The sequence below is a fragment of the Lactobacillus isalae genome, assembly GCF_947539375.1.
Taxonomy (GTDB): domain Bacteria; phylum Bacillota; class Bacilli; order Lactobacillales; family Lactobacillaceae; genus Lactobacillus; species Lactobacillus isalae.
In genome coordinates this window covers 1353807-1377722 of the sequence record NZ_OX443569.1, presented here as the reverse complement: position 1 = coordinate 1377722, position 23916 = coordinate 1353807, and the positions used below count along the sequence as shown (strand labels likewise).

At 33.9% G+C, this 23916-nt stretch carries 25 protein-coding genes, 3 tRNA genes and 2 pseudogenes; 18 read left to right on the top strand and 12 right to left on the bottom strand.

Annotation, left to right across the window (positions count from 1 at the left end; translation table 11 throughout):
• Positions 1-250: 250 nt before the first annotated feature.
• Entirely contained in the window at positions 251-772 is a 522-nt protein-coding gene (locus QM512_RS06690; protein WP_282805002.1) for a GNAT family N-acetyltransferase, read from the top strand.
• Here QM512_RS06690 and psiE read toward each other — a convergent pair.
• Entirely contained in the window at positions 767-1171 is a 405-nt protein-coding gene (gene psiE / locus QM512_RS06685; RefSeq protein WP_282805001.1) for a phosphate-starvation-inducible protein PsiE, read from the bottom strand. The genes QM512_RS06690 and psiE overlap by 6 nt on opposite strands.
• A gap of 147 nt (positions 1172-1318) precedes the next feature.
• Here psiE and QM512_RS06680 point away from each other — a divergent pair, with 147 nt between their 5' ends.
• From QM512_RS06680 to QM512_RS06665, 4 genes are all read left to right on the top strand, one after another.
• A complete protein-coding gene (locus QM512_RS06680) occupies positions 1319-2041 on the top strand; it encodes a putative ABC transporter permease (RefSeq protein ID WP_282805000.1) in 723 nt (240 codons plus the stop codon).
• A 228-nt stretch (positions 2042-2269) separates the two neighbouring features.
• A complete protein-coding gene (gene apf, locus QM512_RS06675) occupies positions 2270-3049 on the top strand; it encodes an aggregation-promoting factor (protein WP_282806456.1) in 780 nt (259 codons plus the stop codon).
• 225 nt (positions 3050-3274) lie between these two features.
• Positions 3275-4225 (top strand): aggregation-promoting factor, encoded by a 951-nt coding sequence (gene apf, locus QM512_RS06670; RefSeq protein ID WP_282804999.1) that lies wholly within the window; start codon positions 3275-3277, stop codon positions 4223-4225.
• A 187-nt stretch (positions 4226-4412) separates the two neighbouring features.
• Positions 4413-4484 (top strand) — tRNA-Gln (locus tag QM512_RS06665).
• Positions 4485-6252: 1768 nt separating this feature from the next.
• Here QM512_RS06665 and QM512_RS06660 read toward each other — a convergent pair.
• From QM512_RS06660 to QM512_RS06625, 8 genes are all read right to left on the bottom strand, one after another.
• Complete coding sequence (locus QM512_RS06660) at positions 6253-6579, bottom strand: hypothetical protein (protein WP_282804998.1); 327 nt, start codon at positions 6577-6579, stop codon at positions 6253-6255.
• A gap of 12 nt (positions 6580-6591) precedes the next feature.
• Positions 6592-7572 carry a hypothetical protein gene (locus QM512_RS06655; RefSeq protein ID WP_282804997.1) on the bottom strand — a complete coding sequence of 327 codons (981 nt, stop codon included), beginning with the start codon at positions 7570-7572 and terminating at the stop codon, positions 6592-6594.
• Positions 7573-7821: 249 nt separating this feature from the next.
• Entirely contained in the window at positions 7822-8055 is a 234-nt protein-coding gene (locus QM512_RS06650) for a DNA-packaging protein (protein WP_282804996.1), read from the bottom strand.
• Positions 8052-8330, bottom strand: coding sequence for a hypothetical protein (locus QM512_RS06645; RefSeq protein WP_257585317.1), 279 nt, complete (start codon positions 8328-8330; stop codon positions 8052-8054). The genes QM512_RS06650 and QM512_RS06645 overlap by 4 nt, the downstream gene beginning before the upstream one ends.
• Positions 8323-8766 (bottom strand): hypothetical protein, encoded by a 444-nt coding sequence (locus QM512_RS06640; protein ID WP_282804995.1) that lies wholly within the window; start codon positions 8764-8766, stop codon positions 8323-8325. The genes QM512_RS06645 and QM512_RS06640 overlap by 8 nt, the downstream gene beginning before the upstream one ends.
• Positions 8767-8940: 174 nt before the next feature.
• The gene (locus QM512_RS06635; RefSeq protein WP_282804994.1) at positions 8941-9198 is read right to left on the bottom strand and encodes a hypothetical protein; all 258 of its coding nucleotides are present in this window, start codon (positions 9196-9198) and stop codon (positions 8941-8943) included.
• Positions 9195-9524 carry a hypothetical protein gene (locus tag QM512_RS06630; protein ID WP_270253264.1) on the bottom strand — a complete coding sequence of 110 codons (330 nt, stop codon included), beginning with the start codon at positions 9522-9524 and terminating at the stop codon, positions 9195-9197. Before QM512_RS06630 ends, QM512_RS06635 begins: the two co-directional genes overlap by 4 nt.
• A gap of 87 nt (positions 9525-9611) precedes the next feature.
• Positions 9612-9749: a hypothetical protein gene (locus tag QM512_RS06625; protein ID WP_317133737.1), complete on the bottom strand. Its 138-nt coding sequence runs from the start codon at positions 9747-9749 to the stop codon at positions 9612-9614.
• A gap of 193 nt (positions 9750-9942) precedes the next feature.
• Here QM512_RS06625 and QM512_RS06620 point away from each other — a divergent pair, with 193 nt between their 5' ends.
• The 3 genes from QM512_RS06620 to QM512_RS06610 all read left to right on the top strand — a co-directional run bounded on the left by QM512_RS06620 (position 9943) and on the right by QM512_RS06610 (position 12795).
• Positions 9943-10563 carry a helix-turn-helix domain-containing protein gene (locus QM512_RS06620; protein WP_192006267.1) on the top strand — a complete coding sequence of 207 codons (621 nt, stop codon included), beginning with the start codon at positions 9943-9945 and terminating at the stop codon, positions 10561-10563.
• Between the two features lie 506 nt (positions 10564-11069).
• A complete protein-coding gene (locus QM512_RS06615) occupies positions 11070-12245 on the top strand; it encodes a site-specific integrase (RefSeq protein WP_282804992.1) in 1176 nt (391 codons plus the stop codon).
• A 229-nt stretch (positions 12246-12474) separates the two neighbouring features.
• Entirely contained in the window at positions 12475-12795 is a 321-nt protein-coding gene (locus QM512_RS06610) for a DUF898 family protein (protein ID WP_282804991.1), read from the top strand.
• A gap of 51 nt (positions 12796-12846) precedes the next feature.
• On the opposite strand, the pseudogene QM512_RS06605 reads toward QM512_RS06610, so the two are convergent.
• Positions 12847-13632: pseudogene (locus QM512_RS06605) on the bottom strand (Gfo/Idh/MocA family protein); the annotation flags it as partial.
• A gap of 16 nt (positions 13633-13648) precedes the next feature.
• Between QM512_RS06605 and QM512_RS06600 the strand changes: the two are divergent.
• From QM512_RS06600 to QM512_RS06585, 4 genes and pseudogenes are all read left to right on the top strand, one after another.
• Positions 13649-14290 (top strand): annotated as a pseudogene (locus QM512_RS06600) (MurR/RpiR family transcriptional regulator); the annotation flags it as partial.
• A gap of 72 nt (positions 14291-14362) precedes the next feature.
• Positions 14363-15271, top strand: coding sequence for an L-lactate dehydrogenase (locus QM512_RS06595; protein ID WP_282804990.1), 909 nt, complete (start codon positions 14363-14365; stop codon positions 15269-15271).
• Positions 15272-15371: 100 nt separating this feature from the next.
• Positions 15372-15453: transfer RNA gene (locus QM512_RS06590), tRNA-Tyr, on the top strand.
• A gap of 55 nt (positions 15454-15508) precedes the next feature.
• Positions 15509-15580 (top strand) — tRNA-Gln (locus QM512_RS06585).
• A gap of 68 nt (positions 15581-15648) precedes the next feature.
• Here the strand turns inward: QM512_RS06585 and QM512_RS06580 are convergent.
• Positions 15649-15951 carry a rhodanese-like domain-containing protein gene (locus tag QM512_RS06580; RefSeq protein WP_282804989.1) on the bottom strand — a complete coding sequence of 101 codons (303 nt, stop codon included), beginning with the start codon at positions 15949-15951 and terminating at the stop codon, positions 15649-15651.
• 94 nt (positions 15952-16045) lie between these two features.
• Between QM512_RS06580 and QM512_RS06575 the strand changes: the two genes are divergently transcribed.
• Positions 16046-17167, top strand: coding sequence for a hypothetical protein (locus QM512_RS06575; RefSeq protein WP_282804988.1), 1122 nt, complete (start codon positions 16046-16048; stop codon positions 17165-17167).
• 54 nt (positions 17168-17221) lie between these two features.
• Positions 17222-17923 carry a GntR family transcriptional regulator gene (locus QM512_RS06570; RefSeq protein ID WP_282804987.1) on the top strand — a complete coding sequence of 234 codons (702 nt, stop codon included), beginning with the start codon at positions 17222-17224 and terminating at the stop codon, positions 17921-17923.
• 48 nt (positions 17924-17971) lie between these two features.
• Here the strand turns inward: QM512_RS06570 and tagD are convergent, their stop codons facing one another.
• Positions 17972-18358: a glycerol-3-phosphate cytidylyltransferase gene (gene tagD / locus QM512_RS06565; protein ID WP_282804986.1), complete on the bottom strand. Its 387-nt coding sequence runs from the start codon at positions 18356-18358 to the stop codon at positions 17972-17974.
• Between the two features lie 143 nt (positions 18359-18501).
• On the opposite strand from tagD, the gene QM512_RS06560 reads away from it, so the two are divergent.
• The 4 genes from QM512_RS06560 to QM512_RS06545 all read left to right on the top strand — a co-directional run bounded on the left by QM512_RS06560 (position 18502) and on the right by QM512_RS06545 (position 23916).
• On the top strand, positions 18502-19233 hold the full coding sequence (locus QM512_RS06560; RefSeq protein ID WP_282804985.1) for a WecB/TagA/CpsF family glycosyltransferase: 732 nt from the start codon (positions 18502-18504) through the stop codon (positions 19231-19233).
• 14 nt (positions 19234-19247) lie between these two features.
• Positions 19248-20348 (top strand): glycosyltransferase, encoded by a 1101-nt coding sequence (locus QM512_RS06555; RefSeq protein ID WP_282804984.1) that lies wholly within the window; start codon positions 19248-19250, stop codon positions 20346-20348.
• Positions 20348-22330, top strand: a complete 1983-nt coding sequence (locus QM512_RS06550; RefSeq protein ID WP_282804983.1) for a glycosyltransferase family 2 protein — start codon at positions 20348-20350, stop codon at positions 22328-22330. Before QM512_RS06555 ends, QM512_RS06550 begins: the two co-directional genes overlap by 1 nt.
• A 113-nt stretch (positions 22331-22443) precedes the next feature.
• Positions 22444-23916 (top strand): nicotinate phosphoribosyltransferase, encoded by a 1473-nt coding sequence (locus QM512_RS06545; RefSeq protein ID WP_282804982.1) that lies wholly within the window; start codon positions 22444-22446, stop codon positions 23914-23916.

The following is a 23916-nucleotide window of genomic DNA, read 5'->3' as shown; positions in this document are numbered from 1 at the left end:
CCTTCAAAGAAGTTCAATGAAACTTTATTTGAAGGACTTTTTTCATAGTTTTAAATAATGAAAGATTTATAGAAATAGATAAATTGATTTTGTCTTTAAAAGAATTCGTGAAATGATAAATAAATCTTTCAACGATTAGAATAAGATTACGCTGATATTTTAAGTAGTTGAAGGAAAGTTATAAAAAGTAGAGCGCTTGTTCTGCCTTTTTTTAGGTATACTAGTAAAAAAATGAAAGTAGTGATGAGAAATGACCTTGATTTATACACGTTATGCTGACGATAATGACTTACCTGAAATTATGATGATCATTAATGAAGCAAAATTATTTTTAAAACAAAGTGGCAGTAGCCAGTGGCAAGGAAATTATCCTAATGAAAATACAATTCAAACTGATATTAAAAATATGAATGCATTAGTTTTAATGGTAGATAATCAAGTTGCTGGCTACGTAGCAAGTATAGTGGGTAAAGAAGCAACATATCAAAATATTGATGGTGCTTGGAAAAATAATAATGATAATTATGCAACTTTTCATCGACTAGCAATTAGTAGTAAATATCGTGGTATGCATCTGGCAAATTTTGTGTTTTCAGATTTAATTTCAATAATGGCTAGTCAGGAAATTAGAAATTTTAGAATTGATACTTCACGTAAAAATAAGATTATGCAACATTTGGTTGTAAAACATAATTTTATTGAACGTGGAATTATTCAAGTGGAAGAGGATCCAGCTGATCCTAGTCGAATAGCATATGAATTAAATTTATAGTTTTATATGCTTGTTCAAGATAACTATTCCGATGATTAATAATAAAATTGCAATTGCATGAATTAAAATTTGCATCGGTTCGCCATGTGCAGTGATTAAGTTTCGTAATAGGGCAGTAATACCTAAACTCATTAAAAAGTTTAGACTAGTATGTCCCATATGTTTAAGGGCGGCAATAATCATTGCTGAAAATTCAAAAAACAAGAAGAAGGTAACTATCTCATCTAGAATTTTAGTTGGTATGTTAATGAGACTGTTTTTAATCATTATTTGACCAATTGCAAATAGTTGCCCAAACATGAGAAAGATTAGTAGTGCTCCTAATATTCCCAATGCAACCATGATGAAGAAGCGGAGAAAATTGGCATATTTATTAGCTGTTTTATTTATTTTCTTCATTATAATATATCCCTTTCACAGATAGATAAGAATATTTTTACGCTTTTTAGTCAATTTTTCCAGAGCTGTTTTACGTCATAATTTATAGAAAACATGATATCTTTAAGATAGAAGAATTATCTAAAGATTATCTATGAGGTAGGAACAATGCCATTTACTCTTTCAGAAATTGTTGTTCTCTTTTTTACATATTCTGTAATTGGCTGGATATGGGAGACAATTTATTGTTCAATTAAAGACCATCATTATGATTATCGTGGCTTTTTGTTCGGTCCGTATTGTCCTGTTTATGGCTTTGCAGTAACCACAATTTTAATCTGCACATATCGAATTCAAGACAATCTCTTCCTATTGTATGTAGTGGGAGTGATAGTAGCGACTATTTTTGAGTATTGCGCTAGCGTGTTTTTACAGTATGTGTTTAATATGAAGTTGTGGGATTATTCTCATTTATGGGGAAATATTCAAGGAAGGGTTGCTCCAATTATTTCTTTATTTTGGGGATTAGGGGTTGTTTTCTTAGTAAAAATAGTTCAACCTTTTATTCAGAAAATTATTAATTGGGAAGAAGCAAAAACACATGGTTATTTGGCTTTAATGATACTTTTAGTCATGGGAACTGATTTTATTCTCACCATTATCAGTGTAGAGAAGCTTCATCTTAGTACTAAACATTGGGATGAACGGTTAAATGCACAGCTAAAAGTAGATGAGAACAAGCTTAATGATCGCTTTGATAAACTACTAGAATCATTTTCATGGAATCAAAAAAGGTTGTTAACTAGCTTTCCTCATCTTAAATTTACAGATGTAAGGCATTTTAATGAAGTTAAACATAGACTAATAAGCAGAAGAGAAAATAGGAGCTAAAAACTCTAGCTCCTATTTTTTTGCCTTTTTTGCTACAGAACGATTACATCGTTACATTATTGTAATTTAAGAGAGAAATATTACAGAAATGTAACAAGATGAAATATATCCTTAATTTTCTGGGAACTGTTCTGCAATATTGGGCATGTATTATATAACCTGTAAATTGAAATTGACAAAATAAATGATTCAAATCAAATTTATCAAGGAGAGAATTTAATTTTGGATATGCTTAATAAAAATTTGAAATCTACTTTAACTAAAACCGCTGCAGCCGCTGCTCTTACTTTAGCAGGTGTAGCAGTTGTAAATAATACTCAAAACACTGTAAAGGCCGCAGAAGTTACTGTTGGTCAACAAGAAAAAGTTGTTACAATTAACTATCTTCCACATAAGAGCATTGCTGTTTGGAATTCATACGGTCCTGATAAGCAAATGACTGGTCAATACTTACCACACGCAACTGCTTGGAAAGTTATCAGAGCTGCATACGATGATGCAGGTAACAAATGGTACGACCTTGGTGCAAACCAATGGGTAATGGCTAAGTACACTCGCTTAGGTAAAGATACTGTTGACCCTAATGTTGCTTCAGAATTGTTTACTTCACAAGCAAGCTCATACAATACTGCAGCACAAACTCAAACTACTCAAGGTTCATACTCAGCTCCTAAGACTTCAGTAGGTTCTTACTCATCAGTACAAAGTACTCAAACTCAACAAGCCCCAGTACAAAAAGCACAACCTGCACAATCACAATCAAGCTATACTTCAAACGTATCTGGTTCTGAAGCAGCAGCTAAAGCTTGGATTGCAGGACGTGAATCAGGTGGTTCATACTCAGCAAGAAATGGCCAATACATTGGTAAGTATCAATTATCAGCATCATACCTTGGTGGAGACTACTCAGCAGCAAACCAAGAACGTGTAGCAGATAACTATGTAAAATCACGTTACGGTTCATGGACTAATGCTCAAAGTTTCTGGCAATCAAACGGCTGGTACTAAAAAATAGCGAATAGGTGAAAAAAGAGATGTTTCAATGACATCTCTTTTTTTGTACCCGAATATTACAAGAAAGCGTGTGCAAATTACAAATATTACGCAAACTGTAACATAAGGCACTTTTATTTAATAATGTAGTAGCATTTATGTTATAGTTTTGACATTTTGAGATTGTATTATGTAACTTGTAAATTAAATGACTGACAAATATGAAAGGAAGAATTTCTCTTGAAATTTCAATCTATCTTAACTAAGTCACTTGCAGCAGCTGCTCTTACCGCAACTGGTTTGGTAGCTTTAAATTCACAAAATACTAATGACGCACAAGCTGCTACTATTGTTCAAAATGATACTAATGTTGTAACTATTAACAATGCAAATTCTACTGTTGCCGTTTGGGATGGTATTGAAAATGCCAACTTTACTGGTAAGGAATTAGTACACGGTACTACTTGGAAAGTTGTAAGAACTGCTTACGATGCTATGGGTAACAAGTGGTACGACCTTGGTGCAAACCAATGGATTATGGCTAAGTACACTGTAGAAGGTGGAAATGCTGCTACTGCTAAGGTTGCTACTACTGTAGCTCCTCAAGCACAAGCTTCTGTACAACAAGCTCAAACTCAAGTACAAGCTCCAGTTCAAAAACAACAAACTGCTCAAGTACAACAACCAGTACAAAAGCAAACTACTACTGTAGCTTCACAACAAGTTTCAGCACAAAATACTCAAGCTAAGACTGCAGCTCCTGCACAACAAGCACAAGCTCCAGCTCAACATCAAACTGTTGCACAAGCTCCTAAGACTAACTACAACTACAATGTACAACGTACTTACTCAGCACCTGTGCAACAACAAAGAACTTACAGCTACGCTCCAGCACAAAAGCAAACTACTCAAGTAGCACAAAATACTCAAACTCAAGCAACTACTAGCTACACTTCAAACGTATCTGGTTCTGAAGCAGCAGCTAAGGCTTGGATTGCAGGACGTGAATCAGGTGGTTCATACTCAGCAAGAAATGGTCAATACATTGGTAAATACCAATTATCAGCATCATACCTTGGTGGAGATTACTCAGCAGCAAACCAAGAACGTGTAGCAGATAACTACGTAAAATCACGTTACGGTTCATGGACTGGTGCTCAAAAGTTCTGGCAAACTAACGGCTGGTACTAATATCAACTGAATTAAAGATTAAAAGGTCGCCTTTTTGGCGATCTTTTTTTATGATTTTAAGTAAACAAAAAATAAAAATATTATTTAGAATAATTTTGTTGACAGAAGTCCGCATTTATAATATGATATTAATCGTTGAGTGATTAAGTTCATTCAAATAGAGCCAACAAGTAAAAGGCTTGAAGGATGGGTTATAGCCAAGTGGTAAGGCAATGGTTTTTGGTACCATCATGCGCTGGTTCGAATCCAGCTAACCCAATTAATTTAAAAAGTCTTAATCTCAATGCTTTAAAACGTTGATTTTAAGGCTTTTTTGTTTTCTTAGATTGTTTGTGATTTTTTCAGATTTAATAACTTGTAGCAATTTTTGTAGTAAAAAAATCCATCAAGTGAACCATTTTATAAATTGGTCTAATTGACCCGTGCCCGCCTTATGGAATTATAAAAATTTAATTTAGTAATAGCATAAACGGGTTATTTTAAAGCTTTTAGCTTTTTGAAATTTGAAGTAAAATAAAATTATTCCTTTATAGATTAATACTAAATCATCCTTTTACGGCTTAGCATTGTGCTAGGTCGTTTTTTGTTTGTTGTTTAAGGGATGAAAGGGTTAACAAGCCTATTTTTGGACTAGTTAATATTCAGATCGTTCAAAGAGATGTGTTTAGCTCTTACTTAAAGCAATGCGAAGTACCGAGATGGTAGCGCAGGCTATTAAGTGCATCCCACTAAGTTAATTGGTATATACCTATAATTAATGGTAAAATATAATTAAAGAAGCCAGTTAAGGAACGCAATGGTTTTCTTTTTCTTGAATTTAATAAACAGCTCTAAGCGATAAGAATTAATTTTCTTGTCGTTTTTATTTTGCTCTCTGTTCTTTTGCTCCAAACATACGTTTATTTTTAAAATTTAACTACTTCAAAGCGTTTTTAATTGCTTCTTGCGTAATCATACTTAACATAATTAAAACGGCTTAAAAAAGGCTAATTTCACCCCTGCACTTTTATATATAAATCATTGTTTAGTTAACTCCAATATAATGTGTTTGTTTAATTGCTATCATCCCTTTAATATCAAGGCTTATAGAAGTATGTGTGTGCGCCTAAATTTTTTAATATTATGGTGCTTCATGTATGCCTTAAATCGGCAACTTTTTTTAAAAATAAAGCGCATTTTTTGTGAAGTGTGGACCTGCACCGCTCCACTGCATTCAATACCAAAATATTTTTAGCCAGTAGGGGGGGATATATTGCAGGTATCAAGGCAAAATAATTTTAATCTCGTTCAATGTTTTATCTTTTATGCTGTTCTGGTTATGGTTGAGAACTATAACAACTGTACAAGGTTGCACACTTGTAAGCTAGGATATAACCATTAACAAGTTAATCAGTTACTAAAAAGCTATTTTAAAAGGTCAATTAAAAGGCTTTGATGCAATGCAGTTGCTTAATGTGATTGTGGTTTGCTATTTGGTTGTTGTTTATCTTGCAAAAGGTTTGGTTTTATCTATGCTGTTCGTCTGGTGTAGTACATGCTTGCATGCGTTAGCTTGCTTTTAGTAGTTAGGTTGGATATGGATACAGTAAGCAGGTAGGTAGATGGTTAGCTGTTGCATGGTCGTGCATCGTGGTTGGTCTGTCGTGCTATTGCTTGATGTTGTTTTGCTTTTGTTTCTTTGTTTGTTGTTAGTAAGATGATGTGATGCAACATGATACAGTAGCAGTGTTGCTGTGTGCTTGCTGTCGTGTGGTGTTAGTGTAGTCTGCTGGTAGTAGTGTGATGTGTGTTAGTGTTGGTTATGGTTAGGTATGCGATAAGGTAGCAATGTAATCAATAGGGTAAAGGCTTAGTTATACCCGTTAGGTGTTAGCATCCCTTAAGGATATAAGCTAGGTTGGTGTAGGTTTATCTCAACAAATTCTAACGTCACGAAACGTTACTTTATATAAGCTAGGTTGGTGTAGGTTTATCACTTCAATGAAACGTAATTGCTGAAATATCTAAATGCTTTTTATGTATCTAAGTTAAGCAATAGGATTAGGTAAGTTAATAAAGTAAATATCAACTAATGATTTATAAGTACACAAAATAAAAAGCTTAATACTTAGCTTTATTGTGCTAAATATCAAGCTAAAACTATTGATGTATAAGGATTTGTATAGTTTTTTATGGTAAGGATAAAGGCGTACTAACATGCGTTCATTAGTAATATATGTTCCTCGTGGGTCTTTACTAACTTCTGCTAGCTGTTGAAGTATCAGTAAGGTAAAACGTTCAGTTGGGTTTAAATCTCTCCAAGTACTTATTTGATGCTCATACCCTGTGAAATGTATTTCTTTTTCTTGTGTCATTTTCTTAACCTCTTAATCAATGCTGAATAGTTGCGTTATTAATCTACTATCAAAGTCTAGAAGTTCTTTGTTAAGTTCTGGGATACGCTTGTTAAGTTCATTTAGTGCCAGCTCTTGCAAGTCTGTATTAAAACCATTGTATTTTTTAATTAGTTTGCGATATTTTGAACGTGAACTTTTGCTTTTTAGTTCGTTTATTTCTTTTGGATGTTCAATAAGTCGGATTAGTATGAGTTTAGTTGTTCCTTTTAGTTGGCTATTGGTTTCAATGGTTGGCAACTTAAAACATTTCAACATCTTTGTAGCTTGTGTGATCCATTCATTAACCTTTTGACCTTTTAACCGTAATTCGATACGTTCCCACGTCTTATAGTCCTTAGGAATGCTAGCACGTTCTTTTTTACGTTCTTTCAATTTGTTATAATAGCAATAGCGGATGCTTGAATACTGCTTGCCAGTATATAGGGTTTCAAGTATGCCACGCCTATCTAAAAATAGCGCTTGTGATGTACCTGATTTATAAAATTTGTGCTTCATACCGCTGTGTTCACAATTAATAAAATCAAATGCTAAATCCAGTCTAGTTATATGTATGTTGTCTTGCATTAACTGGGCTGTTTTTGTTAGCTTTTCTTTATCTGATTTAGTTAGATGGTTAGATGTATCTAAACGCCATGAATTGCGCCCACGATGTTCATTTCTTATCAATACGGCTACTTCTTTTCTCTTTCTCATTAATTTAAATTGCTGGGCGTATCCATCAATATTATTTTTTTCTTTCCAGCCTAATTTTAATAACGTGGATCTATTCAATTCAGCTAATAGAGTTCCTGATAATGTAATTCTGTCCCACTTAACTAAGCAAATGTTCTTTTTTAACTCTCCATAGGGTCCAAAAAGTGTACCTTTAACTTGCTTATTAGAATAGTTAGTTTTTGCCTTATTTTGATGGTGGATATTTTTCACCGAATTTTGTTTTTTTATTCTCGTCATATTGTCATCCTTAATTTAAAAATCGTTAAAGTGGGTTAAATAAAAAAGCAAGCTGTTAGAGCCTGCTCTTTTAAAATTGATTTATTACGTTGTCTTTTCTCGTTCTAATAAATATCCTTATTTCTAAGCTAATAAAGGGAATAAAGTAAAATTAAAGTTTGGCGATTGAGAGATTTAAAAGCCCTAAAATAGCCCGTTTACGCTCATAAACTGCTATAATTGTGTTGTTGTTAATTTTATTAAGTGCCTTTATTCATTTATCACATGGATAGGGCGCTTTTTGTTTTGCTTAGTTTCTTCATGCCCATGCAACCATTTAAGGGCGCTCTTAGTACTAAACCTTTTTGTCTTGCTTAGTTGAATATACGGCATCCCTAAATTAACCCAGTCATCTATACTATTTGGGCTAACGTGAAAATATTCGGCTAGGCTTTTGCGGTTTAGTATCTGGTCTTGATTTTCATACCCGATTGCTTGGCTCATTCTTTCCACCATCTTTCTTCTTTTGGTTTATTATCCTTTTGGGATGCGTTGGCTTCTGCATCTTTTACTAATTGAGTAGCTAGTTTTTCGGCTTGGGCTAAGTAGTCTAAGCTAGTAGATGCGAGTGTGCTTGCTACTTGGATATCTTTTTCTTGGTCTTCTAATGGTGTTAATAGCCATGTTGTAGCTTGTGCTAGGTCGGCAATTCGTTCAATTAAAAAAGTTAATTCTCCAACCTTGTTGGCTTGATGCAATGTTTTTTCTTGATTAGTCATTATTCTGCTCCTGTCTTTTAATATCCTTTAATACTTTTTGCCACTTTATACGACCAGCACGGGACAAACTACCATCTTTTAACGCTGATTGAATAGCCCTTTTAAGCTCTTTACTATCCATTGCGTACTCGTCATTGTCATTTAAATAATTAAATGCGCTTTTTGGCATACGGCTAAAAACATTTTTAAGGTCTGCGTCTGCTTGGTCTTCAATTTCTTGTGGTTTGATTTGATTAAGCTTGCTTCTTGCTTCCTCGATCGTACTGGCTTCTGTAACTAGTCCATTATCAAGCGCCCACTTGGTCGGGTTGCCGTGCTGGTCAATCATATTAATCTCAATTAACTTTTTATAGATTTCTTGTTTAGATAAATTCTTATTAAGTTTCTTCATCATCTGATAAGCTTGTTCTACTAACGGTGGGTAAATGATTTCCATTCTTTTAAATCTCCTATCTGGTTAATGCCAGAAACAGCGCTAGTGTTCTGGTAAAGCTAACGATTGCAACAAGGGCAGACAAGGCAAGAATGCCGAATAGTAAAAGGTTAAACGGTTCAGCTTGTCGACCATCTGGCAAGTAAAGCCAGTCTTTAAATGTTTTATATAGTCGTCTCATTGTTCTATTTTCTCCTGTAAATGGGCAAGGATACGCCTTAGCCCGCTAGCATTTTCTTTAATGCTGTCTAAATTCCTAATAGTTGCTTTAATTGCGCTTATTGTGCGCTTACTGTCGCCTTTATCTGGTTCATAAATAAGATGCTCGTAAAGGTTTCCGACAGTGTTAAAGCTTCCTAACTCATAGCTCATAACCGCATTTAATTCGGCTTGCTGGTCGTTAAGTAACTGTAAGATGTTTTCTTGCTCGTTCATTTATTCATCTTCTTTCTGTCTTTCCATCCCTTTTTTAGGTTGTAAGCTGTTTGAAGTTGCTTGCGTGCGTTGGCTTCTATCTCTCTAACTGTTGAGTTAAGTTCTTCATCGTTAGTAATGATATAGTAGCCACCATCAACATTCGACCTGCTAGAACCAATAGAAAAATGTTTATTTCTTAATCCATTAGCGCAGGCGGTTAATGTTCTGGCACTCATCCCTGTTATTTGGGTTAGTCTTCTTGCTGGTATTGCGTTTTCGATACCCTTAGGGATGCTTAAATAAAATTTTCGTTCGGCTTTTGTTAAGCGGTTTAAGTTTTGCATGATTTAAATGTTCTCTTTCTTTTAAGTAAAGGAATGTATTAAGAGCTGTCATTTTTCTACCTCTTTCAGACTGCTTTTTTATTTTGTTTACTTGCTTTCTTGTGGCTTAGCAGTTGTTATATGCTTAGCCATAAAGTTATCAATATCAGTTTTACGAATCTTTTTAGATTTACCCACAATTACAACTGGCAAGCCTGCATCAATGTATTTTTTTAATGTTTTCATGGATTTAAATCCTAAATATTGGCTGGCATTTTTAAAATTCAAATATTGGTTAGTCATATTTTCATACTCTCTTTCTTAATACATTTGTATTTCTATGATTCAAATGTATCTCAATACAAAAGTATTATAAATACTTTTGTATTATAAACTGTCGTTTTATGGTATTATTACTTATAAAAAGGTGGTGATATGTATGAACCGATTGAAAAAAATGAGAGACAAGAAGCAATTAACTTTTAAAGATTTAAGTTCTGCAATTAAGGAACAGTGTAACGTTTCTATTTCCCCTGATGCGCTTTCAAAATATGAACGTGGTAAAAGAAACCCAAAAGCCTCTGTTTGGGAAGCATTAGCACGTTTTTATAATGTTTCTGTTCCATATTTACAAGGCACATCAAGCAAAAAAGATATTATTAAGCTTTTAAGTGATGGATACAATGAAGGCTTTACGTATCAGCATTCAAGGGAAAACGAAAACAATATTTTAGCTTCTATTGCTAAAAGTATAGGTAGTGAAACGATGCAAAATATGGTTGAGTTTCAGAAAGAATATGGAAACTTGAAAAAGGTTATTGATTTGTATGCCGAATTAATGAATTTAGAAGTCCCAAAAGATGAAAAAGAAAGAGTAAAATTTTTCACTGATAAAATGGGCTTTTTATTCGAAATGCCAGAAGGTCAAAGACTTTTACATGCTACTCATTCATATACTGATACAGAAGTAAAAGAGTCATTGCTTGACGCATTATTGAATTTTACTAATATGCTTTATCACAGTTCTAAATTCGATAAGAGCAACGAAAAGCACCAATAATTTTCTTGTATTTCTGTGAAATAGTTCTTTACCGTCGTGTTTTGCGACTGTATTGCATTGGTGCGCATATAAGTCCCTTTAAAGTCGTGAAAGGCGACTACCTTAAACTTGTGCCTTTTTAAAAGCTATGTAATTGATTTAGCTTGCTAGCATCCCTTATAAGATTTTCTAAGTGGCTTAGCTCCATTTAAAGGAATTGATGTAGTTAATGTGTTGTATTATTTCGTGGCTGAAAATTCAGCCGTGAGATGTCCCCAATTTTGGAGAGATGTTTTATTGTTGCTATATGTTCGTAGTTATAACTACGCTTGCAACCAAACTCTTATTTTCAGGGGATGAACTCCAAACAAAAAAGCATCATCGAGTTAAAACGACAATGCTTAAATATTTTTATGCTGATATCGAGCTTCTGTGCTTGTTTCGTACTATTTAACCATTAGTTAATCATGTTAAAAGCCTTAAAATAGCCCGTTTACGCTCAAAAGGAATAAAAAGGATGATTTAGCATGAAGACAAGAATGAAAGAGATAAAAGAATATCAAACTGCAAAGGGTAAGATACGATATAAGACTAATATATATCTGGGAAGAGATGAAAAGGGGAAACCGCTCCAATACAGAAAGAGTTTTAAGACCTATAAGGAAGCAGAAAAAGCATGTATCAAAGTGCTTGACCAGCTTGAAAACGGCACGTATTGGAATTTATCCCAGAATATTACGTTTAAAGAGATGTATGAAAAATGGTTGAAGATTTATCAATTAGGCACGATTAAAGAAAGCACGTTAGCAACTACCGAACGCATGATAGAAAAGCATGTTTTGCCTATATTGGGAGATATGGTTCTTAATAAAATTACTGTTGAACAGTGTCAAAATGCTGTATTTAAGTGGAAAAACGATGCGCCTAAAACCTTTGGTAAATATGCACGGTATACAAAAAAGATTTTTAATGAAGCTAAGAGATTAGACTATATAGAAAAAAGCCCAATGGATAAAGTAATAATCCCGCCAGTGGATTGTGAACCATTTAAAAGCTCTTTTTATGAAAGGGATGAACTTAAAAGATATTTAGAAGTTGCACGTATTTATAAAAAAGAAGCATATGCTTTCTTTTTCTTAGCAGGAACAACAGGGCTAAGATGTGGAGAGTTACGAGCCTTGAAGTGGTCTGATATTAATTTAGATCAAGGCTATTTATATGTTAATAGGACTTACACAGTCGGCTTGAACAATAGAAATTATATTGATAGCCCTAAAACCAAAAGCAGTGCAAGGATGGTAAGCTTGCCTTTTCAAACTGTTGAACTATTAAAAGAGTGGCGTGTTTTTCAGCAAAAAGAAACAAAAGTTTTTAGTTTAGTAGCTGATAGGCTAGTTTTTAACGGCTATAAAAATATGCGTCCCTCGTATGATGTGCCGATATCAACAACAACATTAGACAGGTGGAATGTTGAAATAGCTAAAAAGGCAGGCTTAGACCATATCAGGGTGCATGATTTTAGGGGCACTTATGCTTCTTTAATGGTTTCGTCTCGTGTTGATACAAACCACTTAAAAGAAGAGATGGGGCACGCCAATATTAAAACCACGATGGATAGGTATGCTAAAACTACTAATGATTTAAGAAAAGCAGATACAGAAAAGTTTGAGAGTTATTTACCTTTTGATGCTCAAAGCCTATAATTTTTGTAGCAATATTTTTAAGGGTGTAGCAAATTTTTTCCTGCTCTTGGTGGAAGTTTTAACTGTATTTTTTCTCTTGTAGCAAAATATGTAGCAATATTTAATAAAATAATTTTTTAAAGCCTGATATTATGCGCTTTTTGATAGAGTGGGTTGAACCCAGCTAACCCAATAGTTACGCCAGGTTGTTACCTGGCTTTTTTTGTACCTAGAAATGAGGCTAACTTTCATGGAAACTAGACATGGACGTAATTCGTTTTTTGATGGCGGTTTATTATCCTTTATTGGCTGGCATCTTTTAGGAACAATCATCACCGTTTGTACCTTAGGAATTTGTTATCCTTGGGCAGTTTGTATGATTTATGGTTGGGAAATTAATCATACTGTAATTGAAGGACACAGGATGAAGTTTGTTGGAAGTGCATTTGGCTTATTTGGTAATTGGATAAAGTGGCTTCTTTTGACAGTAATTACACTAGGCATTTATGGCTTCTGGGTTGGAATAAAAATTAGGGACTGGAAGGCAAAAAATACAATTTTTATTAGTTAGAAAAGAAAAACTAGAGATCATCAATTTGATCTCTAGTTTTTTTATGTATAATTACTTTTCATCAAATGGGTACTTCATTCCCCATGATGTACGGACACTGGTTAAAATATGAGCTACATCTCGTGAAATAGATAATTCACCATCATCGTGTCCTTGATCAACATAACGCTCCATATCTTGTACTTCATATTCTAATGCTTCAGAAGTTTTACCAGCGTTTAGCGTCTCGTGTTTTTCCTCATGGGCACTTGCTGTATAAGTAATTTGTGCTTCTGTTGCGCGTGGATAGTTTGAGATTTCTACATAACCTTTAGTTCCAGAAATTACCCCTCGCTTCGGCTGTTTTGCGCGCATTGAAAGGGCCATAACTGCCATCTCATCCTTATTGTTTTTCAAAATGATACCGGATTGCTCATCAACGCCAGTTTCAAAAAATTTAACTGTTGTTAGAATACTCTCTGGTTGTTTAGATAAAAACATTCTTGCAAATGCAGTTGCATACCCTCCGATATCAAGAAGCGCGCCGCCAGCCAAGTCTTTGTTGAAGAAACGGTTATTGGGATCATAGTCTTTTAAGCTACCAAAATTTACTTGTATCAGCTTAATTTGTCCCAATTTACCCTCACCGATCAGTTTTTTAACTTTTTGATAAATTGGCATGTAGTAGAGGGTAAAACCTTCAGAGAGGATTAAATGCTTTTCCTTAGCAAGCTTTTCTACCTCATCAAATTGATCTGCATTAACTGGAATAGCTTTTTCACAGAAAACATGCTTACCGGCATTTAAAGCTTTTTTGATGTAGTCATAGTGGAAAGTATGGGGAGTAGCGATATATATGTCGGCTTCAGATTAAAAAATAGCTAAGACTATTCTTAAAGCCCCAGAACAAATTATTAATATTACTATTTCTCAGTTAGCCAAAAAGGCAGAGGTAAGTGACGCATCTATAACTCGTTTTTGTAGAAATTTGTCATTGTCTGGTTTTCATGAACTGAAAATTTTACTGGCACAAAGCATCGGACAAAAGGAGAGTGAATCGTTAAAAGAATTACCCAAAGATGATATTCAAGCAGCTTTAGCGCAAATTGAAAAAAATAAAATTGGCGAAATTCAGGCTACCTTAGGCGAAATTCCAACAAATAAATTAGAAAAAATCCTCTCAATTATTGAAAATAGTAGAGTTATTCAAATAAGTGCCGAAGGAGATACTTATCCAGTAGCTGCAGATGCTGTTTATAAATTTAATCAGATTGGTTTACTGTCATTTGCTTCTGGTGGAAATGTTGAAACAGCTGATTCTCCAATAGCTATGGCTAGTGACTATCATTTAAAGACTGGGGTAAGACAAACAATTTTACAAAATCAATATTACTTTTCTCGGGTAGCAGCTTTTACTGTTATTGAGGCCCTCTTTTTATTACTTATTAAAAGAAATGAAAAGCGGATTGAGAAAATCAAGCAGCATGAAAAAATTGTTTCTAGCCAAAAAATATAAAATGAATTTAAAACTTGTCTCAAGTGGATTATCCTTAAGGTGTAAGAATTTTTATAGAAAGCAGGAATTACAATGAGAAATGTAGCTGTAATTGGTATGGGGCATGTTGGTGCAACAGTTGCTTTTACTTTGTTCACACATGGAATTGTTGATAATTTGTATTTATTAGATAAAAATCAAGCAAAAGCTGAAGCAGAATACAATGATTTGCGCGATACTTTAGCTAGAAATGATTACCATGTCAATGTCTTTTTAGGCGACTATAATGACTTAAAGAATGTGGATATTATTGTGACTTCTTTTGGTGATATTGCCGCAACAGTTAAGACCGGTGATAGATTTGGCGAATTTGAAATTAATGCTAAAAATGCCAAAGAAGTAGGAGCAAAGATTAAAGAATCTGGATTCAATGGGATTTTAATTAATATTTCAAATCCATGTGATGCAATCTCAACTATTTTACAAGAAACAACCGGTTTATCTAAAAAACAAGTTTTTGGAACCGGTACTTTCTTAGACACTGCTAGAATGCAGAGAATTGTGGGAGAAGAATTGGATGAAGATCCAAGAAATGTTGCTGGCTTTGTTCTAGGAGAACATGGGGCATCACAATTTACTGCTTGGTCAACAGTTTCTGTTAATGGTAAGTCTGCTAAAGAATTATTTACTGAAGAACAAGAAGAGAAGTTAAGTGCACAACCAAATAAAAACTCAATGAAAGTAGCTTTTGGTAAGGGCTATACTTCATATGCGATTGCTACTTGTGGAGTTCGCTTAATTCAGGCTGTCTTTAGTGATGCAAAGTTATTTGCCCCAACTTCTGTTTATTTAGATGAAGTAGAAACTTATATCGGTTATCCAGCAATTATTGGTAAAAATGGGGTAGAAAAAGTTATTCCATTGGAGTTAACTGCTGAAGAAGATGAAAAACTGAAGGAATCAGCAAATATTATCAAGAAACATATTGCTCAATTAAAATAGAAACATTGTAGAATAAAAAAAGTTGGATTTTTTTCAACTTTTTTTATTTTTTTGCTTGCTTTTTACTAGGTGGTCCGTTATTATAATTAAGTAACGTTTCGGAGGCCTAGCGAAGTGGCTAAACGCGGCGGTCTGTAAAACCGCTCTCTCTGAGTTCGGTGGTTCGAATCCACTGGCCTCCATTGCTGGATTTATTCCAGCTGGTTGCATTGAACAACAAGTAAAAGTTCAATCAAATGGGTTATAGCCAAGTGGTAAGGCAATGGTTTTTGGTACCATCATGCGCTGGTTCGAATCCAGCTAACCCAATAGTTCGAAAGAACACCCAACCCGAAAAAAGGTCATCATCTGATGACCTTTTTTGTTGTATTATATTTTTAATTTAAACTTTGAATTTGGCCTTTCCACTTAATGATGCCACCATTGACACTAATTAAATGTTTATAGCCTTTAGCTTTTAGAGTTTGGCAGACGTGATGAGAAAGATTGCCAGACCGACAGATAAAGTAGTAGGTCTCGTGCTTGGGATCATTGAAGTATTTTAATTCTTCAAAAGGAAGATTATGACTATCAGGAATGTGTCCTGATGCAAATTCAATTGGTGTTCGTAGATCGTATAAATTAATAGTCGAATCTTTTGCTAAGATTTCTGCTAATTGATTTGTAGTAATGTTAATCATAGTTACCTCCATTGATAATTATATTTAAGCAGAAAAAGTTGAAAATAAAGGGAATAATGTGTGAAATTTTTGTGTAGAGGGGATGTACTGATATATGACACGTCTTGTTAAGGTTAGTGGTCGCGGAGATGGGACTGATTGGAAGAGCGCATTAAAAAATTTACAACCTGATGATGTCTTACTCCTTGCTCCCGGTTTTTATGAATTAGATCAAGGTTTAGAAGTAAATAATGTTACTATCAAAGGAACAGGTAATAACCCGGAAGAGACAGTAATCAATGGCTTTTTTGTCTTAGAAAGTAATTGTAGCTTTTTTACCTTAGAAAATGTATGTTTGCAAACAAAATCTGATCATAATACCATTTATGTTGAAGAAGATGCAGATACATATTTAACTTTGCGTAATACTAATCTTTACGGTGATGAAAACGATATGGCCGCAATTGCGGTAAATGGCAAATGTACGCTTGAATTATTTTCGAGTAAGATCATGAATTCTAGTGTCTCTTTATTTTCTCAAGCTGATTTTCGTCTTACCATGACTGGTTCTCTAATTGATTACGATTCTGAAAACTATGCGGCCTTGGGTATCCAGGGAAAGGGAACTGCAATTATTTCTAATAGTGTAATTCATGGAAATTTAAGCACTTATCCTAATTCAAATGCAGAACTTGATCTAAATAATTCTTCTATTTCATATGGATTAATTCATGGTCAGACATGGGTAAATATGCTTAATACAACGGTTGAAAAAAATGAAGACTCGAGCTTTTATATTTCAGATGATTCTTGGGTAAATATTTTGCAGTCTGAGTTTAAAGGTGGTATTTTTCTTGATAAAAATACTCGTACTTTGATTCAAAATAGTAAGATAGATCGTCTAATTGCTTGTGATAATGCTAAAGTTACTCTAAACAATTCAAGTATTGTTAGTCATGCTGATTTTCAAGATAAGGCAAGTGCAGATGCAACACGAGTTGCTTTTTCTGGTAGGGATGACTTTGAATACTTTTTAGCTTTAAATGGTCACGCTAGTTTAGGTGGTAGAGACTTAATTATTAATCCTAATGGCAGCACTCTAGCTGTTCAAGACGATGCTAAGATTAAGCTGAATATTGTTTCAAGTAGTGGTAAGGATTTGAAAGTTGAATGCAGCAGTAGACCTAATGTTAATATTTTAGGAATGCGCTGGGAAGCAAAGAAGAACAATGACTAATTGACGACTTTAAGCTAAAATAAACTTGATAGGATAATGAAGTGAGGGGTTATCATGCAAGAACCGATGTATATTAAAATTCACAATCAAATAAAGCGTGATATTGAAAATAAAAAATATAAAGTTGGAGAGCGGATCCCTGCTGAGCGGCAATTAGCCTTAAAATTTAATGTTTCGAGAATGACTTTACGTCAAGCAATTAAAACATTAGAAGATGAAGGAATCTTAGAAAGACGCTTGGGAAGTGGGACTTACGTTTCTAGCCAAAAGGTTCAAGAAAAAATGTCCGGAATCATGAGTTTTACAGATATAACTCGTGCTAATGGTCAAGTTCCTTCTAGCAAATTATTATCATACCGTGTTACTAAGCCGTCTTTATCGGAAAAAGAAAAGCTAAAGATTCAGGATACAGATAATGTTTTAAGAATGGAACGAGTTCGTTTTGCGGATAATGTGCCAATTTGTTACGAAGTAGCTACAATTCCTTACAAACTAGTTTCTCGCTTTTCTAAGGATGAAATTTCAAGTAGCTTATACCAAACGCTTGAGAAAAACGGTGGCTATAAGATTGGTAGTGTGGTTGAAAATATTGGAGCGGCAGTCGCAAATGAAAATGAAGCTCGTTTATTGTCAGTTAAGAAGGGTGAACCACTAGTAACTAGACGTCAAGTTACAGAACTTAATGATCATTATCCTTTTGAATATGTTCGCGCATCTTATGTAGCAGAAAGATTTGAATTTACTTTTGAAAAATAAAATGCATAGTGCAGTTTCATGTAAAAGTTAACTGTACTATGCATTTTTTTATTTTAAGTCTTCTTTGATTTGAGTTGTAGAAATTCCAGGAGTTCTTTCAAGATATTCAACTTTACAATAAGGCTTGAGAAAGTCAAATTTTCCTTCCCAGTCATTACCCATTACAAAGGTATCAATATCATATTTTTGTACATCGCTAATTTTTTGATCCCAATTTTCTTCTGGAATAACTTGGTCAACATATCTGATTGCTTCAAGAATATATTTTCTTTCTGCGTAGCTGTTATAGGCTTGCTTGTGCTTGCTAAATTCGTTAAATTCGTCTGTTGATAACCCTACGATTAAATAGTCGCCTAAAGCACGCGCTCTTTTGAGCAAGCGAATATGCCCGTAATGTAGCAGATCAAAGGTTCCGTAGGTAATAATTTTCTTCATAATAAATACTCCCTTATAATAGTTACTATTCTAGCAGAAGTAGAAAAAAGTGAAACTTTTATGTTGAAAAAAGTTCTAGGTACTTTTTTGTTAAAATAGTAAGTAAAGATATTATTTCAATTAGAAATGGTTAAAAGCAGAGCATGAATAAAGTTAGTATTTTAGGAATAGAATTTGATAATTATTCTTTAGATGAATTTAAAGATAGATTAATTAACAGGTTGAACAACAAGTTATCGACGATGGTTGTGACTGCAAATCCAGAAATCGTGATGGCCGCCAACAAAAATCCTAAATTTATGGAACTAATAAAAAGGGATGCAGATTTAGTTACGGCTGATGGAATTGGAATCGTTCTAGGTGGAAAGATGCTGAAGACACCAGTAAAAGAGCGAGTAACCGGTTATGATCTCTTTACTTGGCTGCTTCAAGTGGGCAACTTGAGAAATTTACGTGTATATCTAATTGGTGCAACGCCTGCTGTAATGAAAACTACTAAAGAAAAAGTTGCAAAAGAATATCCTGGAATAGAATTAGTAGGTGCCGAAGATGGATATTTTAAGGATGATCTTCAAACTGTTGCTACTAGAATCGAAAGTGCAAAGCCTGATATGGTTTTTGTAGCGATTGGTTTTCCTAGACAGGAAGAATTGATTTCTTTATTGCGTCAAGCAGACGTGCCAGCAATCATGATGGGAGTTGGAGGAAGCTTTGATGTCTTTTCCGGTGCAGTTAAGCGTGCTCCAGAAGTATTCCAAAAGACTCATCTTGAATGGTTTTATCGCTTGATTACTAATCCAACTCGTTTTAAACGGATGCTAGCATTGCCAGAATTTGTAGTTGAAGTAGAAAAATCTAAGAAACAAAATAAATAGAAAGAAATAATTAAATGAAAGTTTTACATGTTAACGCTGGTTTAGAAAAGGGCGGGGGCCTGTCGCATATTGTTAATTTATTAATCGAAGCTAAAAAGCAAGATGCCGATTTTGAGTTGTTAACTTTAGCAGATGGTCCTGTGGCAATCGCTGCTAAAAAAGCAGGAATTAAGACAACGATTTTAGGAGCGAAAAGCCGTTATGACCTAACCGTTTTGAAAAGACTTACTAAATTCATCAATAATGGAAACTTTGATATAGTTCACACTCATGGTGCACGAGCTAATTTATTTGTTTCGATGATTAAAAAGCAAATTAAGGCAAAATGGATTATTACAGTTCATTCTGATCCTTTGAAAGATTTCGAAGGACGAGGAATGGTTGGAAATATTTTTACTAAATTAAATATCCTTGCTTTAAAAAAAGCTGATGGAATTTTCGCAATTACGCAAAATTTCTCTGATCTTTTAGTTGAAAAGATTGGTATTCCAAAGACTAAGATTTGTGTAATTTATAATGGAATCTTTTTCCATGAGAATGCAGAAATTCCTAAAAAATATGCTCATCCCTATTTCAATATTATTAATGTAGGCCGAACTGAGAAAGTTAAGGGACAAGATTTACTGTTAAAAGCAATTAAGAAAATCAATGATAAAAATGTTAGATTACATATTGCTGGTGACGGAAGTGAATTTAACAATTTAAGAGCCTTGGCACGTGACTTAGGAATTAGTGCGCAGGTAACTTTTCATGGCTTTTTGAATCATAAAGAAATTAGCAAATTATATCAAAAGATGGATTTGGCAGTTTTAACCTCATATTCAGAAAGTTTCCCTTTAGTCTTGCTTGAAGCTAGCGATAATTTAGTACCAATTATGTCAACTGATGTAGGTGATATTGAAAAAATGATCCCTAGTGAAAAATATGGCTTTGTTGCAAAAATCGGTAATTTGAATGATATTAGCGAAAAGCTAAGTCAAGCAATTTCAAGTAGTAAAGAAAATCTTGAAAAAATGGCTGAAAAAGAAAAAACATACTTGATGCATGCTTTCTCAATGAAGAATCAGTTGGTAGCTATTGAAAATTATTACAAACTCGTTTTGGGTGAAAAATAGTGGAAAATTATCATAAAAGTAGTCTTCTAGCAATTTTGATTGGAATCTTGCCCTTGATTTTTGAATTAAGCAGCAACATTTGGCAGGGTGACAATGGCTTTTTTATCGTTAGTGCAGCTTATGGCTTAATTCTGCTTTTACTTGTTTTATCAATTAACATTGAAGACTTAGATCAATGGTTTGCAGAAAAGGCACTAAGTTATTTATCTGTTTTTCTAACTTTAACGGCGATTTTGAATAAGGCAAGTATCTTGCCACTAACTGAAATTGGTGCTCTATATCGATTGGCAATCATTGCCTATATGGGAAACTTATATTTTTTAGACCGGCATTTTAATACCAAGAATTTAGTATTATTGTTACTGAATTTGAATGTTTTAGCTCAGCTACCAGTTAGGGCGGCTACAGTCATAATTTTGACTATCTCTGTTTTAACTTTTATTTTCTATTTAATTAGGGTGGCAGTTACTTTTAGCGAACAATTAAGACCGTTTTTACTATGTGTGTATTTAATTGTTTTACTTATATCGCTCGTTTGGTATACGCCTGAATTGCCTGATTTTGTACTAAAAAATCTTTCCTGGAGTATTGAAGTAATTTCTATCTTATTAGGAATAGTTGGGGCAATAATCGATTTAAGACTTAGAAGACATTTAAGCATAAACAGTCATTTGGTTTTAGGGATCCTGATCTTCTTAATTATTAATGAAGGTAGCGTGACTATTACTGAATCTAATGTGATTAACACTAGTTACTTAGTTTTAGTATTTATTTTAACTTTATGTATAGTTAATGTCTTCGGTAATATTGAATTAGATAGAAATAAGCGCAAAATTTCAGTTATAATTCCGGCTCATAATAGTGCTAATACAATTGTTGAGGCATTAGAATCTATTAAAAATCAAACATATCGAGATTGGGAGATAATCTTAATTAATGATGGTTCAAACGATGAAACCGAAACAATTGTTAAGCGCTATTTAGAAAATACCCCTTTATTAGTTAAGTATCATAAGCAAGATCAACATAATTATTTGAATGCGATTAAATATGGGATGAAGTTTGCTCAAGGATCAATAATTTTTGTTTTAGATGCAGACAAAATCTTATTTAATCAAAATGTTTTTTATCGGGCAGCTAGCACGCTTTATGGTGAAAAATGCGATGGGATGTTTGTTGGAATCCGTGCCATGTACCAGCGCTTGAAGGATGGAAAGTTACACTTGGTTAGACCATATTATCGCAATCGACTTAGCTTAGTAAAAACAGCGTTGGGATTTGGACAAAATATTTATACTAATTATGCTTTTTGGCGTAGAGAAGTATTTGAAACTAGTGTCCGTGAGAATTATTTAGTAAATGGGATGCCTTCTTGGTATAATGCTCAAACTAATCTTGGTTTAAGAGTGGTAAATGGAAACTTCGTTGGTTTAAAGTATCGAGTTACTAAAAAGAAGAAAATAGTAGATAAAATGCCTAGTGAAGATCCGATAAAAATATTATCTACTGAATTGAGAACCTTGCACCATATTGCAAGTAAAATCAAAATTCCTGCCTATCGCATACAAGCTGCTGTTTATTATGCATTTAATAAGCTCCATATCGCTTCGCTTTGTCCAATAATTTTTAAGCAAGGTAGGACTTCATTAAAAGAAATTACACCACTACTCGTTGAAATGAGATTTAATGATATTAAATATCCTTACTTACAAACAATTGTTGATTTTAGCAATAATTATAATTCTAAAAAGAAAGCTGAAATATTGATTCCAAAAGATCTTAAAATTTATCATGGAGCAGATATCGAAGAATTTAATCAAAAGCTTGAGCAAAATACGCTAACGCCTTTTTACTATGACTTAATGAAAATAATTAGTCAGGGGACAACTATTTATGAGGTAAATAAAAATGACAAAAAGAAACTGGCGGAAATTTTAGAATTTTTTACTATTCGGGATTATGTAAAAGTTGTGGATAAGTAGGGTGAAAAGTTTAAAGAGACATCGAAATTTGGTGTCTCTTTTTGATATCTGCGCTTCTTTGATTATAATAAAATACAAGAAAAAAATTATTTAGTTAGTAATGAGGGGACAAAATGTTTTACCCACAAATTGATCAAGATGATTCGTTAATTCTTCATACAGACTTGTATGAAATTAATATGATGTATACCTATTTTAAAAAGGGTGTAAGTGAAAGAAACTCCGTATTTGAAGTGTTCTTTAGAAAAGAACCTTTTGGCAATGGCTACGCAGTTAATGCTGGTTTAAGTCACGTTATTCAATATTTAAATAATCTTCGCTTTAAAGAAAGTGATCTAAAATATCTTAAAGAAACTTGCGACTACGATGATGACTTTATCGATTACCTACGTAATTTGAAATTGAAGTTAACTATTCGCAGTGCTAGAGAAGGTGAATTGGTTTTTGCCAATGAACCAATTATGCAAATCGAAGGACCATTAGCACAGGCTCAATTAGTTGAGACTGCAATTTTAAATATTATTAATTTCCAAACTTTAATTGCTACTAAAGCAGCAAGAATTAAGGTAGCAGTCGGCAATGATGGCTTGATGGAATTTGGTTCACGTCGTGCTCAAGAAACTGATGCAGCTATTTGGGGAACTCGTGCAGCTTACATTGGTGGTTTTGATGCTACAAGTAATGTTAGAGCAGGAAAGTTATTTGATATTCCTGTTGCTGGAACCCATGCTCACTCATTGGTTGAGGCTTTCAATAATGAATATGATGCCTTTAAGGCATATGCAGAAACACACAAGGATTGTGTATTCTTAGTTGATACTTATGATACCTTAAGAAGTGGTGTTCCGACTGCCATTAAGGTTGCTAAAGAAATGGGTGACAAGATCAACTTCCAAGGCGTTCGTATTGATTCAGGAGATATGGCATATATTTCTAAAAAGGTACGCAAGCAACTGGATGATGCTGGTTTTCCTGATGCAAAGATTTATGCTTCAAATGATTTGGATGAAAAGACCATTCAAAACCTTAAGATGCAAGGCGCAAAAATTGATGTTTGGGGAATTGGTACTAAATTAATTACTGCTTTTGACCAGCCTGCCTTAGGTGGTGTATACAAGTTAGTGGCCATTGAAGATAAGGATGGCAATATGCGTGATACTTTGAAGATTTCTTCAAATGCGGAAAAAGTATCTACTCCAGGTAAAAAGCAAGTTTGGAGAATCCAAGCTAACTCTGAAAAGAAAAATGAAGGTGACTGGGTTTCACGCTATGATGAAGATCCAAGAAAATTTGATGCACTTTTCATGTTCCACCCTCAATATACTTATATCAATAAGGTTGTTACTGACTATACAGCTCGTCCTTTGTTGCACGAAATTTTCCATAAAGGAAAATTAATTTATCAAGAACCTACTCTTAAGGAAACCAAAGAATTTGCTGCAGATAACTTGGATGGCTTATGGGATGAATATAAGCGTAGCTTGAATCCACAAGACTATCCAGTAGATTTATCGCAAAAGCTGTATGACAACAAGATGAACTTGATTAACAACATCCGCAATCGAATTGTGAAAAGAGGATATTAG